This is a genomic window from Aquabacterium sp. (assembly GCF_044226965.1).
Lineage (GTDB): Bacteria > Pseudomonadota > Gammaproteobacteria > Burkholderiales > Burkholderiaceae_C > Pseudaquabacterium.
Genome location: NZ_JBGAGA010000001.1, coordinates 61,608 through 74,875 on the forward strand (window position 1 = coordinate 61,608; position 13,268 = coordinate 74,875).

General features: G+C 70.0%; 15 protein-coding genes. 9 read left to right on the forward strand and 6 right to left on the reverse strand.

What is annotated here, in order from left to right:
* Positions 1-3 precede the first annotated feature (3 nt).
* The 3 genes from ACILR4_RS00310 to ACILR4_RS00320 all read left to right on the forward strand — a co-directional run bounded on the left by ACILR4_RS00310 (position 4) and on the right by ACILR4_RS00320 (position 3,024).
* The gene (locus tag ACILR4_RS00310) at positions 4-996 is read left to right on the forward strand and encodes an SGNH/GDSL hydrolase family protein (protein WP_395698803.1); all 993 of its coding nucleotides are present in this window, start codon (positions 4-6) and stop codon (positions 994-996) included.
* 173 nt (positions 997-1,169) lie between these two features.
* Positions 1,170-2,357, forward strand: coding sequence for an SGNH/GDSL hydrolase family protein (locus ACILR4_RS00315; protein ID WP_395698804.1), 1,188 nt, complete (start codon positions 1,170-1,172; stop codon positions 2,355-2,357).
* A 28-nt stretch (positions 2,358-2,385) separates the two neighbouring features.
* Positions 2,386-3,024 carry an OmpW family protein gene (locus ACILR4_RS00320; protein ID WP_395698805.1) on the forward strand — a complete coding sequence of 213 codons (639 nt, stop codon included), beginning with the start codon at positions 2,386-2,388 and terminating at the stop codon, positions 3,022-3,024.
* Here ACILR4_RS00320 and dacB read toward each other — a convergent pair.
* Positions 3,012-4,448 (reverse strand): D-alanyl-D-alanine carboxypeptidase/D-alanyl-D-alanine-endopeptidase, encoded by a 1,437-nt coding sequence (dacB, locus tag ACILR4_RS00325; protein WP_395698806.1) that lies wholly within the window; start codon positions 4,446-4,448, stop codon positions 3,012-3,014. The two genes, ACILR4_RS00320 and dacB, sit on opposite strands and share 13 nt — an antisense overlap.
* 37 nt (positions 4,449-4,485) lie before the next feature.
* Here dacB and tsaB point away from each other — a divergent pair, with 37 nt between their 5' ends.
* The 4 genes from tsaB to ACILR4_RS00345 are packed head-to-tail and all read left to right on the forward strand — an operon-like array spanning position 4,486 to position 7,087.
* Complete coding sequence (tsaB, locus tag ACILR4_RS00330; RefSeq protein WP_395698807.1) at positions 4,486-5,208, forward strand: tRNA (adenosine(37)-N6)-threonylcarbamoyltransferase complex dimerization subunit type 1 TsaB; 723 nt, start codon at positions 4,486-4,488, stop codon at positions 5,206-5,208.
* Entirely contained in the window at positions 5,205-5,708 is a 504-nt protein-coding gene (rimI, locus tag ACILR4_RS00335) for a ribosomal protein S18-alanine N-acetyltransferase (protein WP_395698808.1), read from the forward strand. Before tsaB ends, rimI begins: the two co-directional genes overlap by 4 nt.
* On the forward strand, positions 5,695-6,483 hold the full coding sequence (locus ACILR4_RS00340) for a uracil-DNA glycosylase (protein WP_395698809.1): 789 nt from the start codon (positions 5,695-5,697) through the stop codon (positions 6,481-6,483). Before rimI ends, ACILR4_RS00340 begins: the two co-directional genes overlap by 14 nt.
* A gap of 4 nt (positions 6,484-6,487) precedes the next feature.
* Positions 6,488-7,087, forward strand: coding sequence for a DNA-3-methyladenine glycosylase I (locus ACILR4_RS00345; RefSeq protein ID WP_395698810.1), 600 nt, complete (start codon positions 6,488-6,490; stop codon positions 7,085-7,087).
* 6 nt (positions 7,088-7,093) lie between these two features.
* Here ACILR4_RS00345 and glmU read toward each other — a convergent pair whose 3' ends face one another.
* Complete coding sequence (gene glmU, locus ACILR4_RS00350; protein ID WP_395698811.1) at positions 7,094-8,485, reverse strand: bifunctional UDP-N-acetylglucosamine diphosphorylase/glucosamine-1-phosphate N-acetyltransferase GlmU; 1,392 nt, start codon at positions 8,483-8,485, stop codon at positions 7,094-7,096.
* Here glmU and ACILR4_RS00355 point away from each other — a divergent pair.
* Positions 8,484-9,398, forward strand: coding sequence for a DUF6279 family lipoprotein (locus tag ACILR4_RS00355; protein WP_395698812.1), 915 nt, complete (start codon positions 8,484-8,486; stop codon positions 9,396-9,398). The two genes, glmU and ACILR4_RS00355, sit on opposite strands and share 2 nt — an antisense overlap.
* Here ACILR4_RS00355 and ACILR4_RS00360 read toward each other — a convergent pair.
* Genes ACILR4_RS00360 through ACILR4_RS00375 form a run of 4 tightly spaced genes read right to left on the reverse strand, consistent with a single transcriptional unit; the run spans position 9,373 to position 12,134 of the window.
* On the reverse strand, positions 9,373-9,993 hold the full coding sequence (locus ACILR4_RS00360) for a DUF4136 domain-containing protein (RefSeq protein ID WP_395698813.1): 621 nt from the start codon (positions 9,991-9,993) through the stop codon (positions 9,373-9,375). The genes ACILR4_RS00355 and ACILR4_RS00360 overlap by 26 nt on opposite strands.
* Before the next feature lie 10 nt (positions 9,994-10,003).
* Positions 10,004-10,960 carry a tRNA 2-thiocytidine(32) synthetase TtcA gene (ttcA, locus tag ACILR4_RS00365; RefSeq protein WP_395698814.1) on the reverse strand — a complete coding sequence of 319 codons (957 nt, stop codon included), beginning with the start codon at positions 10,958-10,960 and terminating at the stop codon, positions 10,004-10,006.
* Positions 10,957-11,355, reverse strand: coding sequence for a dihydroneopterin aldolase (locus ACILR4_RS00370; RefSeq protein ID WP_395698815.1), 399 nt, complete (start codon positions 11,353-11,355; stop codon positions 10,957-10,959). The genes ttcA and ACILR4_RS00370 overlap by 4 nt, the downstream gene beginning before the upstream one ends.
* Positions 11,355-12,134 carry an SDR family oxidoreductase gene (locus ACILR4_RS00375; protein WP_395698816.1) on the reverse strand — a complete coding sequence of 260 codons (780 nt, stop codon included), beginning with the start codon at positions 12,132-12,134 and terminating at the stop codon, positions 11,355-11,357. The genes ACILR4_RS00370 and ACILR4_RS00375 overlap by 1 nt, the downstream gene beginning before the upstream one ends.
* A 19-nt stretch (positions 12,135-12,153) precedes the next feature.
* Here ACILR4_RS00375 and ACILR4_RS00380 point away from each other — a divergent pair, with 19 nt between their 5' ends.
* Positions 12,154-13,257, forward strand: a complete 1,104-nt coding sequence (locus ACILR4_RS00380; RefSeq protein WP_395698817.1) for a class I SAM-dependent methyltransferase — start codon at positions 12,154-12,156, stop codon at positions 13,255-13,257.
* The last annotated feature ends 11 nt before the right edge of the window (positions 13,258-13,268 follow it).

The following is a 13,268-nucleotide window of genomic DNA, read 5'->3' on the forward strand; positions in this document are numbered from 1 at the left end:
GTGATGATGGTCTCGAATCGACTGCGCCGACACGGCGCCCTTTGCGGTGCGGCCCTGGCGCTGGTGGTGGCCGGGCTCGTCGCGGCCTGTGGCGGCGGCACCTCGCAGGTGGATCCGTTCAAGCCGGGACGCGTGATTGCCTTCGGCGACGAGACCAGCGTCATCGTCAACGACGGCGCCAACAACGGCCGCAAGTACAGCGTCAATGGCCTGGACACCAACAGCGCGCGTGATTGCACGCTGCTGCAGAACTGGGTGCAGGTGGTGTCCGATCATTACGGCTTCGTGTTCGCCGAATGCAACAAGGCGGCCGCGACACCCAAGGCCTTCATGCGCGCCAAGGTCGGCGCCAAGGTCGACGACCCCACGCTGGGCATGGCGCAGCAGATTGCCGAGCAGCTGTCGGCAGGCGACGGCTTCAAGTCCAACGACCTGGTGACGGTGATGATCGGCGCCAACGACGTCATCGAGCTGGCCGATCGCGTCCGCAACGGCGGCATGAGCGCGGCGGATGCCTCGGCCGAGGCCAAGCGTCGCGGGGCCCACCTGGCCGAGCGCATCAATGCCATCCTCGGGGCCGGCGCGAAGGCGCTGGTGTCCACGATCCCCGACATGGGCCTGAGCCCCTATGCGATCACGGTGAACAAGAACTCGCCGGGCTACGCCGCGCAACTGTCGAGCCTGAGCTACGACTTCAATGCGACGCTGCGCACGACCATCGACCAGACCAAGTACGACGGCCGCAACTACGGCCTGGTGCTGGCCGACGATACGACGCAGTCGATCGCCCGCTTCCCGGGGTCGTTCGGCTACTCCAACGTCACCGACGCGGTGTGCCTGGTGGCGCTGCCCAATTGCACCTCGGCCACGGCCGACATCGTCTCGGGCGCCTCCGTGGACAGCTACATGTGGGCTGACGACCGGCATCTGACGCCTTCGCTGCAGTCGCGCATCGGCTCGCAGGCCTTGTCGCGGGCGCTGAACAACCCGTTCTGATCCGCCGACCCGTCACCGATTAGAGTCCCCACTCTTCCGTACGGCCGCTCCCTTTGCGGGAAAGCCCGAGCCAGGCTCCGAAGACACGGCCCGTATAGTCCTCTGCGGAAAAGCGAACGATCGTTCGTTTATTGACGACAGTCGCGGGCCGCTCGCCCGCCAGAGGGGACAGCATGAAGACGATGCGGGCATTGGGCCTGTCGCTGCTGACGGCAGCGTTCCTGGCCGCTTGCGGTGGTGGCGATCCCAACGTGCCGGGCGAAAGCCCGACCGCCGGCGCCCCGACGACCAAAGGCAGTTTCAAGGCGCTGGTGACCTTCGGCGACAGCCTGAGCGACCTGGGGACCTATGCGCCGATCACGTCGCTGGCCGGCAATGGCCAGGCCCCGTATCTGGGCGGCAAGTTCACCACCAACAATGGTTCGGTGGGCACGATCTGGGTCGAGAACCTGGCCGCGAAGATGGGCCTCACCGTCACGCCGGCCGAGATGGGCTTCGCCGGGCAATCGGTCAAGTGCCCCGCGGCGGCGGTGAACGCCGCGCTCGCGGCGACCTGCACCGGCTATGGCCAGGGCGGTGCCCGGGTGACCGATCCGAACGGCATCGGCCACAGCGGCGGGGCCTTGACGGTGCCGGCGGTGACGCAGATCGCCAACCACCTGGCACGCTTCGGCAGCTTCAAGGACAGCGACCTGATCCTGCTGTGGAGCGGCAGCAACGATGCGCTGCTGCAGTTCGGTGCCTTCGCGGCCGCCGCCACCAAGATCCAGACCGATGCGGCCACCGGCAAGATCACGGCCGACCAGGCGCAACTGCAGCTGTTCAATGCGCAGACCGCCGCCCAGGCCGAGATGAAGAAGGCCGCACAGGACCTGGCGCGCTACATCCGGGAGCAGATCCTCGCCAAGGGCGGCAAGTATGTGGCGGTGATGGGGCTCAACGACATCGCCGACACGCCTTTCGGCAATTCCGTGCCGGCATCGGCCCGGCCCGTGCTGACTGACCTTTCGCTGATCTTCAACCTCTGGCTGCGCGACGGCCTGGCCAACCAGCCGGTGCAGGTCATCGACACCTTCGCGATCCTCAAGGACGTCTACCAGAACCCCGCGAAGTTCGGCATCGTCAACAACACCACGCCGGCCTGCGATGCCGACAAGATCAAGCTGATCACCGGCGGCCAGGAGACCAGCGGCTCGTCGCTGTTCTGCAACGCCACGCCCGGCGTGCCCTACAACGGCATGCGGGCCGGCGCGGATGCCATCACCTGGGCGTTCGCCGACAGCGTGCATCCCACCACCGGCGGCCACAAGGCGCTGAGCGATGCGTTCTATGCCAGGCTGCAGAGCTTCGGCTGGCTGTGATCAGGCCCCAGGCAACGAGGAGACAACGATGATGAAGAACCTTCCGGGTCTGGCGGCACTGCTCGCACTGGCCGGTGGCTGCACGCTGGCGCAGGCCCAAGAGAACGTCGCGAAGTTCGGCGTGACCCGCTACGACACGCATGCGCGAACCACCGGCATCCGCGGCATCGGCGTGCCCGCCGGTGCGGACGCAGAGGTCGGCGACGCGACGACCGTGATCTTCACCTACGAGCGCCTGTTCACGCCGAACCTCGGCCTCGAGCTCGTGGTGGGCGTGCCGCCGAAGATCAAGTCGCGCGCCAGTGGCAGCGTGGCCTTCCTGGGCGAGGTGCTGGAGGCCAAGAATGTCGCGCCGACCCTGCTGCTGAACTACCACTTCGGCCAGCCGGGCGATGCGCTGAGGCCCTACGTCGGTATCGGCGTCAACTACACCAAGTTCGTCGGCATCAAGTCGTCGCTGGCCACCGACGTGCAGATGAGCGACTCGACCGGCCTGGCAGTGCAGGCCGGCATCGACTACTCCTTCAACAAGCAGTGGGGCTTCTTCGCGAGCATCGCGGCGCTGAAGGTGAAGAGCGATCTGGTGGCCGCCGGCAGCACCGTGCTGCAGACGACGATCGACTTCCGGCCGCTGGTGTATTCCGCCGGCGTGTCCTACCGGTTCTGAGGCCCCTCGGCGCCGGCACTGGCACTGCCGGCCCACTGCACCAGCGCATCGAGCGCGGGCCGGGCCGCCTCTGCGCGCGGGTGGTTGACCAGCATCACCACCACGCGGCGCCGGCCGTTGGGGCCCAGCACCACGCCGGCGATGCCGACCACGTCCTTCAGCGAGCCGGTCTTCAGGTGCGCGCGGCCGGCGCCGCCCTTGGCGCGGCGCGCGGTGCCGTCCAGCCCCGCCACCGGCAGCGAGGCCAGCAGTTCGGGCATCACCGGGCTGCGCCAGGCCGATTGCAGCAATTGCGCCAGCGCAGCGGCGCTGATGCGGGTCTCGCGCGAAAGGCCTGAACCGTTGTCGACCACCAGGCCCTCGGCCTGAGGGCCCAGTTGCTGCTGCAGCCACTCCTGCAGCACCTGCCGCGCAGCGGCCGGCGTGCCGCTGCCGCGCTGCGTCAACCCGAGCGTCAGGAACAGCTGCTGCGCCATCGGGTTGTTGCTGAACTTGTTGATGTCGCGGATCAGCTCGGCCAGCGAAGGCGAGCTGGCCTCGAAACTCGGCGGCGCGGCCGGCGCCGCCCCGTCCTTCACGCTGCCGCTCATTTTGCCGCCTAGGTCGCGCCACAGGGCCTGCAGCAGCCGCGCGTTGTAGGTGGCCGGGTCGGCATAGGCCAGCGGCCAGCTGCGTTCGCCGCAGGTCGTGGGGTAGCCGCCGGCGAAGCGCATGCGATCGGGGTCCGCGGGGCTGGCCTTGAGCGCACCGCGCCAGTCGTCGCAGGGGCCGGGCTGCAGCGGCACCTGCGCGTCGATCTGCAGACCCTGCAGCACCGGCTCGGCGCTGACGCGCGCGACGCCGCGCGCCGGGTCGGGCGTGAAGGTGTAGACGATGGCCTTGTAGGCCAGCAGCAGCGCATCGGGCTTCACGTTGTAGGGCCGCAGCGGCTCGCCGTCGAACTCGGCCGGCGAGCTGTCCGGCACCTGGAAGGCGCTGCGGTCGAGCACGATGTCGCCGCGGATCTCGCGCACGCCCATCTGCTGCACGCGGTGCAGCAGGAGCCACAGGCGCTCGGGCACTAGCTTCGGGTCGCCCTGGCCCTTGATCACCAGGTCGCCCTCGAGCACGCCATCGTGCACGCTGCCCCTCAGCCACACCGGCGTGTGCCAGCTGTAGGCCGGCCCCAGCAGGTCCAGTGCCGCGTAGGTGGTGGCCAGCTTGAACAACGAGGCCGGGTTCAGTGGCCGCTGCGGCTGCCAGCTCAACATCGGCGCCGTGGCACCGACTTCCTGCACGACGATGCCCGCCGCTTCGACCGGCACCTGCGCATGGCCGAGCGCGCTGCGCACGTCGGCCGGCAGCGGGGCACCCGCCGCGCGCGCCGCCGCGGCCAGCACGAGAAGCGACGAGGCGATGAAGGCAGGGCGCGGCAGCAGGCTCATCGCGGCATGATGGCACGGCTACACTGGCCCGCCCGCGATGGAACCGACCCTGCTCGCCCTCGATACCGCGACCGAGACGATGGCCCTGGCGCTGATCGTGCCCGGCGGCGTGCAGACACGGTTGATGCCGGGCGGCGCGGCGGCCTCGGCCCAGTTGATCCCGGCGGTGCTGTCCCTGCTGGCCGATGCCGATGTCGAGATGCGGCAGCTCGACGCCATTGCCTTTGGCCAGGGGCCCGGCGCCTTCACCGGCCTGCGCACCGCCTGCGCCGTGGCGCAGGGCCTGGCCTTCGGCATCGACCGGCCGGTGCTGGCGATCGACAGCCTGCTGCTCGTGGCCGACGATGCCCAGGCGCAGCAGCCGCTGGCCGACGATGCGGCGCTGCTGCACTGGGTGGCGATGGATGCGCGCATGGACGAGGTTTACGCCGCCGCGTATGGGCGTCGAGCGGCCGTCTGGCAACGGCAGGTGGCACCGGCCCTGTACACCTTGCCGGCATTGGCCGAGCGCTGGCGGTTGCAGCCGCCGGTTCGCGTGGCGGGCTCGGCGATCTCGGCCTTCGGCGCGCGCCTGCCATTCGGCAGCGCGCAGGCCTTCGCGCGGGAACACGACCGCGCCGCCGCGCTGGCCCGCCTGGCGCGCGAGGCCTGGTCACAGCGCGCGCAACTCGACCCCGCGCAGGCGCTGCCGCTGTACCTGCGCGACAAGGTGGCGTTGACGACGGCCGAGCGCGCAGCGCAGAAAGCCGCCGCGGCATGAACGCGCTGCTGCAGCCGGGCCTGCCTTGGCAACGCCCGATGACGGTGCAGGACCTCGACGAGGTGCTGGCGATCGAGGTCGGGAGCTACAGCTTTCCGTGGAGCCGTGGCAACTTCATCGATTCGCTGGCCGCCGGCTACCTGGCCGAGGTGCGGCTCGATGCGCAGGGCCAGTGCCTGGGCTACTGCGTCGCCATGGCCGGATTCGAAGAGATGCACCTGCTGAACATCACCGTCGCGCCGGGGCACCTGCGCCAGGGCCACGCGCGGGCAATGCTGGCACGCCTGGCCGAGCAGGCTCGCCAGCGCGGCGACCGCAAGCTGTGGCTGGAGGTGCGCCAGGGCAACCTGGCCGCGCGCCAGTTGTACGAAGCGTTCGGCTTCACGCATGTCAGCGTGCGCAAGGCCTACTACCCGGGTCCGCAGGGTCGACGCGAGGACGCGGTGGTGATGAGCCTGGCGCTGGACGCACAAGGAGCGCCGCCGCATGCGCTGGACTGAACGCCAGCAGGGCATGCTGCGCGAGATGGGGCTGCGGGTCTGGGCGCCAGGCGAGGCCGCCGCGCCCGAGCCGGTGATCGCTCGGGTCCCGCCGCCCGCAGGGTCACCGCCGCTGCCCGCGCCGGGCCCGGCCCCGGCCCCGGCACAGGCCCCGGCGCCGGAGGCCCCACGCGCCAGTCCGGTCGCCGGCCTCGGCTGGCCGGAGCTGCGCGCGGCCGTGGCCGCGTGCCGCGCCTGCGGCTTATGCGAAAGCCGCAAGCAGACGGTGTTCGGCGTCGGTCATGAGTCGGCGCACTGGATGATCGTCGGCGAGGCGCCGGGCGAGCAGGAGGACCTCCAGGGCGAACCTTTCGTCGGCGCCGCCGGCCGGCTGCTCGACCGCATGCTGCTGGCACTGGGCCTCACCCGCGAGCCGGCCGAGCCGGCGCGCCAGGTGTTCATCGCCAACACGCTGAAGTGTCGGCCGCCGCGCAATCGCAATCCCGAGCCCGACGAACTGCTGAAGTGCCAGCCCTTCCTCGAGCGCCAGGTCGAGCTGGTCCAGCCGCGCGTGATCCTGGCGATGGGGCGCTTCGCGATCCAGTCGCTGCTGGACAGCACCGAGCCGGTGGGCCGCCTGCGCGGCCGCGTGCACCAGTGGCGCGGCCGACCCCTGATCGTCACTTACCACCCGGCCTACCTGTTGCGCAACCCGGTGGACAAGGCGCGCGCCTGGGCCGACCTGTGCCTGGCCGCGCAAACGGCGGAACAGATGGCCGCGCAACATCAGGGTTAGCTGGATGAGCACGACGATCCCCGGCCCCGATGGCCTGCCACGCTGCCGCTGGTGCGCGACGGCGCCGGAGTTCCTGGGCTACCACGACGGCGAGTGGGGCTTTCCGGTGTCCGACGACCGTCGCCTGTTCGAGAAGCTGTGCCTCGAAGGCTTCCAGTCCGGCCTGAGCTGGCGCACGATCCTGGCCAAGCGCGAGAACTTCCGTGCCGCCTTCGCCGAGTTCGACTTCACGCGCGTCGCCCGCTTCACCCAGCGCGATGTCGAGCGCCTGCTTGGCGACGCCGGCATCGTGCGGCATCGCGGCAAGATCGAGGCGACGATCAACAACGCGCAGCGGGCCCTGGTGCTGAAGGAGGAGGCGGGTTCGCTGGCCGCGTTTTTCTGGCGTTATGAGGCGACGGCAACCGGGCCCTCGTCGGCCTCGACCAGTGCCGAGTCGCAGGCCCTGTCCAAGGCATTGAAGCAGCGTGGCTGGGCCTTCGTCGGGCCGACCACGGTCTATGCGTTCATGCAGGCGATGGGCCTGGTCAACGACCACGCGGACGATTGCGTGGTGCGGGCGCAGGTGGCGCAGGCGCGGCGAGCCTTCCGGCCACCGGCCTGAGCAGGTCTACTTCGGCGCCTTCTTCGGCCGCTGCCAGCCCGCCAGGCTGACCTGCCGCGCGCGCGCCACCGTCAACTGATGGGCCGGCGTGTCGCGGCTGATCGTGCTGCCGCCGCCGATGGTGCCGCCTTCGCCGATCGTCACCGGCGCGATCAGCACGCAGTTGGAGCCCACGTGCACGTCGTTGCCGATGACCGTGCGGTGCTTGTTGGCGCCGTCGTAGTTGGCGGTGATGCTGCCGGCGCCGTAGTTCACGCGCTCGCCCACCGTGCTGTCGCCAAGGTAGGCGAGATGGTTGGCCTTCGCGCCCCTGGCCAGCGTCGAATTCTTCACCTCGACGAAGTTGCCGATGTGCACCTCGTCGCCCAGCTCGGCACCGGGCCGCAGGCGCGCATAGGGTCCGATCAGCGCGCCGGTGCCGACCTTCGCGCCTTCGATGTGGGTGAACGGGTGGATCACCGCGCCGGCGGCGATCTCGGCATCGCGGATCACGCAGTGCGCGCCGATGCGCACGTTGTCACCGACGACGACCTGGCCTTCGAAGATGCAGCCGACGTCGATCTCGACATCCTGGCCCGGCAGCAGTTCGCCGCGCAGGTCGAAGCGGTCGGGGTCGGCCAGGCGCACGCCGGCCTCCATCAGCGCCTCGGCCTGGCGTCGCTGCAGGCGGCGCTCCAGCTCGGCCAGCTGCGCCGGGCTGTTGACGCCCAGCACCTCGGTCTCGCTGCGCGCATGCGTGGCCACCACCGGGACGCCTTGCTCGACCGCCATCGCGACGATGTCGGTCAGGTAGTACTCGCCCTGCGCGTTCTGGTTGGTCAGCGCCATCACCCAGCGCTTGAGCAGCGCGGTGGGCGCGGCCATCATGCCGGTGTAGATCTCGCGGATCTGGCGCTGCGCCGGGCTCGCGTCCTTGTGCTCGACGATGCCGAGCACGCGGCCGCCGTGCGCATCGCCCGAGCGCAGGATGCGACCGTAGCCGCTGGGGTCTTCGAGCTCGATCGTCAGCAGCGCCAGCTGGCGCCCGGCACAGGCCTCGACCAATGCCCGCGCCGTGGTGGCCTCGATCAGCGGCACGTCGCCGTTCAGGATCAGCGTGATGCCGGCGCGGTCGTCCGGCGTACCGGTGAGCTGCGGCACGGCCTGCTGCACCGCATGGCCGGTGCCCAGCTGCGGCTCCTGTCGCACGGCGATGGCGCCACTGCCGGCGATGGCCTGCTCCACCTGCTCCGCGCCATGGCCGGTGATCACGATGGTGCGGGCACGTCCCAGGTCGCCGGTCATGTCCATCACATGTTGCAGCAAGGGCTTGCCCGCGAGGCGATGCAACACCTTCGGCAGCCGGGATTTCATCCGGGTACCCTTGCCGGCAGCCATGATCACGATGTCGAGTGCCATGAAGTGGACTTCTATGCGGATGGGACGCCGGATTATCGCGACGCTGCTGCTGCCCTTGGTCCTGCTGTCGGGCTGCAGCGCGGTACGTTTCACGTATGGGCAGGCTCCGTTGCTGGCCTACTGGTGGCTGGACGGCTACGTGGACTTCAGCGGCGAACAGACGCCCCGCGTGAAGGCTGCGCTCGAGGACTACATGGCCTGGCACCGTGCCACGCAGTTGCCTGACTATGCCCAGCTGCTGGTGCGCCTGCAGGCAATGGCGCAGGACCGCGTGACGCCGGCCCAGGTGTGCAGCATGGCCGACGAGTTGCAGCGCCGGCTCGAGCTGGCCTACGAGCACGCGGTGCCGGCGATGGCCGAGATCGTGCGCGGCTTCAGCCTGGCGCAGATCGACCACCTCGAGAAACGCTTCGAGCGCGACAACTACGAGATGGCGCGCGACTACCTGCAGCCCGATGCGTCCGATCGGGCCGAGGCGGCGCTCAAGCGCACCGTCGATCGGGCCGAGTCGATCTACGGTTCGGTCGAAGACGACCAGCGTGCGCTGCTGGCCGCCGGCTTGGCCAGCTCACCGTTCGACCCGCAACGCTGGGCCGACGAGCGGCGCGCACGGCAGCGCGACATCCTTCGCACGCTGCGCCAGCTGATCGCGGCCAAGGCCGACACGGCTTCGTTCGAAGCGGCCTTGCGGGCCTTCTCGGCCCAGGCCACCCAGTCGCCGAGGGCTGATTACCGGCAGTACCGGCAACGCCTGTTCGACGCCAACTGCGCCCTGACCGCGCAGTTCCACAACAGCACGCGGCCCGCGCAGCGCCAGCATGCGCTCAACAAGCTCAAGGGCTGGACCGAAGACGCGCGGGCGCTGGCCGCCACGCCCGCCGCAGCCGTCACGAGGCCGGCAGTGGCACCGTGACACGGCGCGGATTCACGCCGGTAGCCGGGAAGTCGACCATCGCCGCATCGAACAGCGGGCGCAGGAAGGGCTCGGCGCTGCTTTGCAGACCTTCGCTGCTGGCGCGCGCCTCGTACAGCGGCTTGCCGCTGGCGCGATCGCGCACCAGCAGCGCCACCTCGCGGTCATAGCGCGGCGAGTAGTCGAATCGGGCCGAGGCGCCCCAGTACGGGCCGCGCCAGGGCCCGCGGTGCCAGTAGCCGAAGCCGCCCGACCACCACAGCGGGTCATCCCAGGGCGAACGGTCGGCGCGCGAGACACGGGCGCCGACCTGCACCAGCACATCCGGCTCGGCGCCCGTCGCCGCCGGCGTGAAGCCGGCCTTCTGCAGCGCGGGGCGGGCGGCGTCCTCGAGCTTCTGCTGGTCCTCGGCGCGCGCCTGCTGCGAGGGCAGGCGCTCGAAGGCATAGCTGGCCGGCTTGCGGCCCGCGGGCCAGTCGCCGTAGGTGGACACGTCGGCCGTGAGCTGGTTCATCGCCGCGCAGCCGGCCAGGCCGGCCAGCGTGCCCAGCCCGGCCAGGGCCAGCAGGGTGTTGAGCGAACGTCGCTGGATCATGAGTGGCTCCTCATGTCGAAAGGGTCGCCAGGTCGGACTGGAAGCGCAGCACCGCTTCACCCGCCGGGGGCGTGCCGCACTCGTCATCGTCGTCGAAGGCCTTGTCGCCGGCGGGGTCGGCCACGCCGGTCGGTGTGATCGTCGTGAACGGGAACAGGTTCCGGTCCATCATGTGCGAGGGCACGATCTGACCCATCGCGCGGAACATGTTGTCGATGCGGCCCGGGTACTGCTTCTCCCAGGCGTGGATCATCTGCTTGATCTGCACACGTTGCAGGTTATCCTGGCTGCCGCACAGCGTGCACGGGATGATCGGGAACTGCCGGTGCTCGGCCCAGCGCGCGAGGTCGGCTTCGGCCACGTAGGCCAGCGGCCGGATCACCGTGTGGCGGCCGTCGTCGCTGACCAGCTTGGCCGGCATGCCCTTCATCTTGCCGCCGAAGAACATGTTCATCAGCAGCGTCACGACGATGTCGTCGCGGTGGTGGCCGAGCGCGATCTTGGTCGCGCCCAGTTCGCTGGCCACGCGGTACAGGATGCCGCGGCGCAGGCGCGAACACAGCGAGCACAGCGTCTTGCCCTCGGGCACCAGGCGCTTGACGATCGAGTAGGTGTCCTGCTCCTCGATGTGGAACGGGATCCCGCGGCCCTTCAGGTACTCGGGCAGCACATGCTCGGGAAACCCGGGCTGCTTCTGGTCGAGGTTGACCGCGATGACGTCGAAGCGCACCGGCGCGCGCTCGCGCAGGCTCAGCAGGATGTCGAGCAGGCCGTGGCTGTCCTTGCCGCCCGAGAGGCACACCATCACCTTGTCGCCCTCGCCGATCATGTTGAAGTCGGTGATGGCCTGGCCCACCTGGCGATGCAGTCGCTTGCTGAGCTTGTTCAACTCGAAGGCCTGCTTGCGGGCGGCCTTGTCCTCGCTGTTGCCCGGCTCGGCCAGGCCGGCGTCCACCACCGTGTTCATTGGGGCTCCTTCAGGCCAAACACCTCACAACCCACGGCCTCGCAATCGGGGTACACGTCCGGCTTCTCCGTCGAGACGCGCGCCGCGCGCACCTGGGGGTGGGCAAGCATCAGCTTGAGCACATCGTCGGCCAGTGTTTCCTGCAGGTGGATGTGACCTTGCGACACCCGTGCCGCGATCGAACGGCGGATGAAATCGTAGTCGAGGACCTCGTGCAACTGATCGCGCTGCGGCGTTGACAGGGCCAAGGGCACGTAAAGATCGACGTTGATCAGCACGCGCTGTTCGCCCTTCTTCTCGAAGTCGTGCACGCCGATGTTGATCCACACCTCGTAGTTGCGCAGGAAGAGGCGGCGGCAGTCCATCAAGGTGGGGTTGGTGAGCAGGCTGTGCATCAGCGGTCCTTCGCAAGGAATTGCACGTCGCGCGGCTGAGGCAGCAGGTGCTGGCCGCCGTCGACCAGCAAGGTGCTGCCGGTGACGGCCGGCGATTCGAGCAGGTAGCGGACCGCGTGCGCGATGTCCGCAGGGGTCGACGAGCGCTCCAGCGGCGTCATGCGGTGCGAGCGCGCGAACTCGTCGGCCGACATGCTGCCCGACAGCAAGGTGACACCCGGCGAGATGGCGCAGACGCGCAGCACCGGCGCCAAGGCTTGCGCCAGCATCACGGTGGCGGCCTGCAGCGCGGCCTTGGACAGCGTGTACGACAGGTAGTCGGGGTTCGGGTTCGCGAGCTTCTGGTCGAGCAGGTTGACCACGCAGCCGCGCGCGCCGCGCTCGGCCAGGTGCTCGTGCAGCGCCCGCGCCAGCACGATGGCCGGCGCGGTGTTGGCGCGCCAGTGGCGCTCCATCTGGCCCACGGTGAAGCTGGCGACGTCGTCGTACTCGAACAGCGAGGCGTTGTTCACCACCGCATCGAGCCGGCCGCAGCGCAGCAGCACCGCGGGCAGCAGCGCTTCGCAGGCGGCGGGGTCGGCGAGGTCGGCTTCGAAGACCTCGGCCCGTGCACCGCAGCCGCGCACGGCCTCGGCGGTGGCCTCGGCGTCGGCGCGCGAGTGGCGGCAGTGCAGCGCCAGGTCCCAGCCATGGGCGGCCAGGTCCAGCGCAATCTCGCGGCCGATGCGCCGGGCCGCGCCGGTGACCAGCACGAGGGGGCGGGAAGGGGGCGTGGACATGGCTTCCTACAATGCCGGGATGGATGCGTCGAGCGAACCCGACAGTGTATCGACCCGCCTGATGGCCTTGCTGCGCCAGGCCATCGCCGAGGCGGGTGGGTGGCTGCCCTTCGACCGCTTCATGGCGCTGGCGCTGTACCAGCCGGGCCTGGGCTACTACGCGAACACGGCGCCGAAATTCGGCGCGATGCCGCAGTCGGGCAGCGATTTCGTCACGGCGCCCGAGCTCTCGCCGCTGTTCGGCCGCGCACTCGCAGCGCAGCTGCGGCAGGCGCTGCAGGTCACCGGCACCACGACGGTGATGGAGTTCGGCGCCGGTTCCGGAGCGCTGGCCGAGCAAGTGCTCGAGGCGCTGGGCGACACGCTGCACCGCTATGAGATCGTCGACCTCTCCGGCGTGCTGCGTGCGCGCCAGCAGCAGCGGCTGGCACGCTTCGGCGAGCGCGTGTGCTGGCTCGACCGATGGCCCGAGACGATCGAGGCGGTGGTGCTGGGCAACGAGGTGCTCGATGCCATGCCGGTGCAACTGCTGCACTGGGATGGCGCGCAGTGGCTGGAGCGCGGCGTGGTGGCCGCAGGCGACGGGCTGGGCTGGCGCGACGCGCCGACCGCGCTGAAGCCCCCGGTGGACGCGGGCTTCGCGCCCGGCACGGTGACCGAGATCCACGCCCAGGCCGAGGCCTTCGTCACCACGCTGGCGCAGCGCCTGCGCCGCGGTGCCGCGTTCTTCATCGACTACGGCTTCCCGGAGGCCGAGTACTACCACCCGCAACGCCGCGGCGGCACGCTGATGTGCCACCGTGCCCACCGGGCCGACAGCGAGCCGCTGCAGGACGTCGGGCTCAAGGACATCACCGCGCACGTCAACTTCACCGGCATCGCCCTCGCCGGGCAGGCGGCTGGGCTGGAGGTGATCGGCTACACCACCCAGGCGCATTTCCTCTTCAACTGCGGGCTGTTGGCGATGCTGGAAGCGGCCGACGTGCGCGGGCGGGCGATGGCGCAGAAGCTCGTCACCGAACACGAGATGGGCGAGCTCTTCAAGGTGATCGGCTTTGCCGCGCCGGGCCAGGGCTTCGAGCCGCTGGGCTTCGTGCAGGGCGACCGCATGCACCGCCTGTGAGGCCAGCCGCC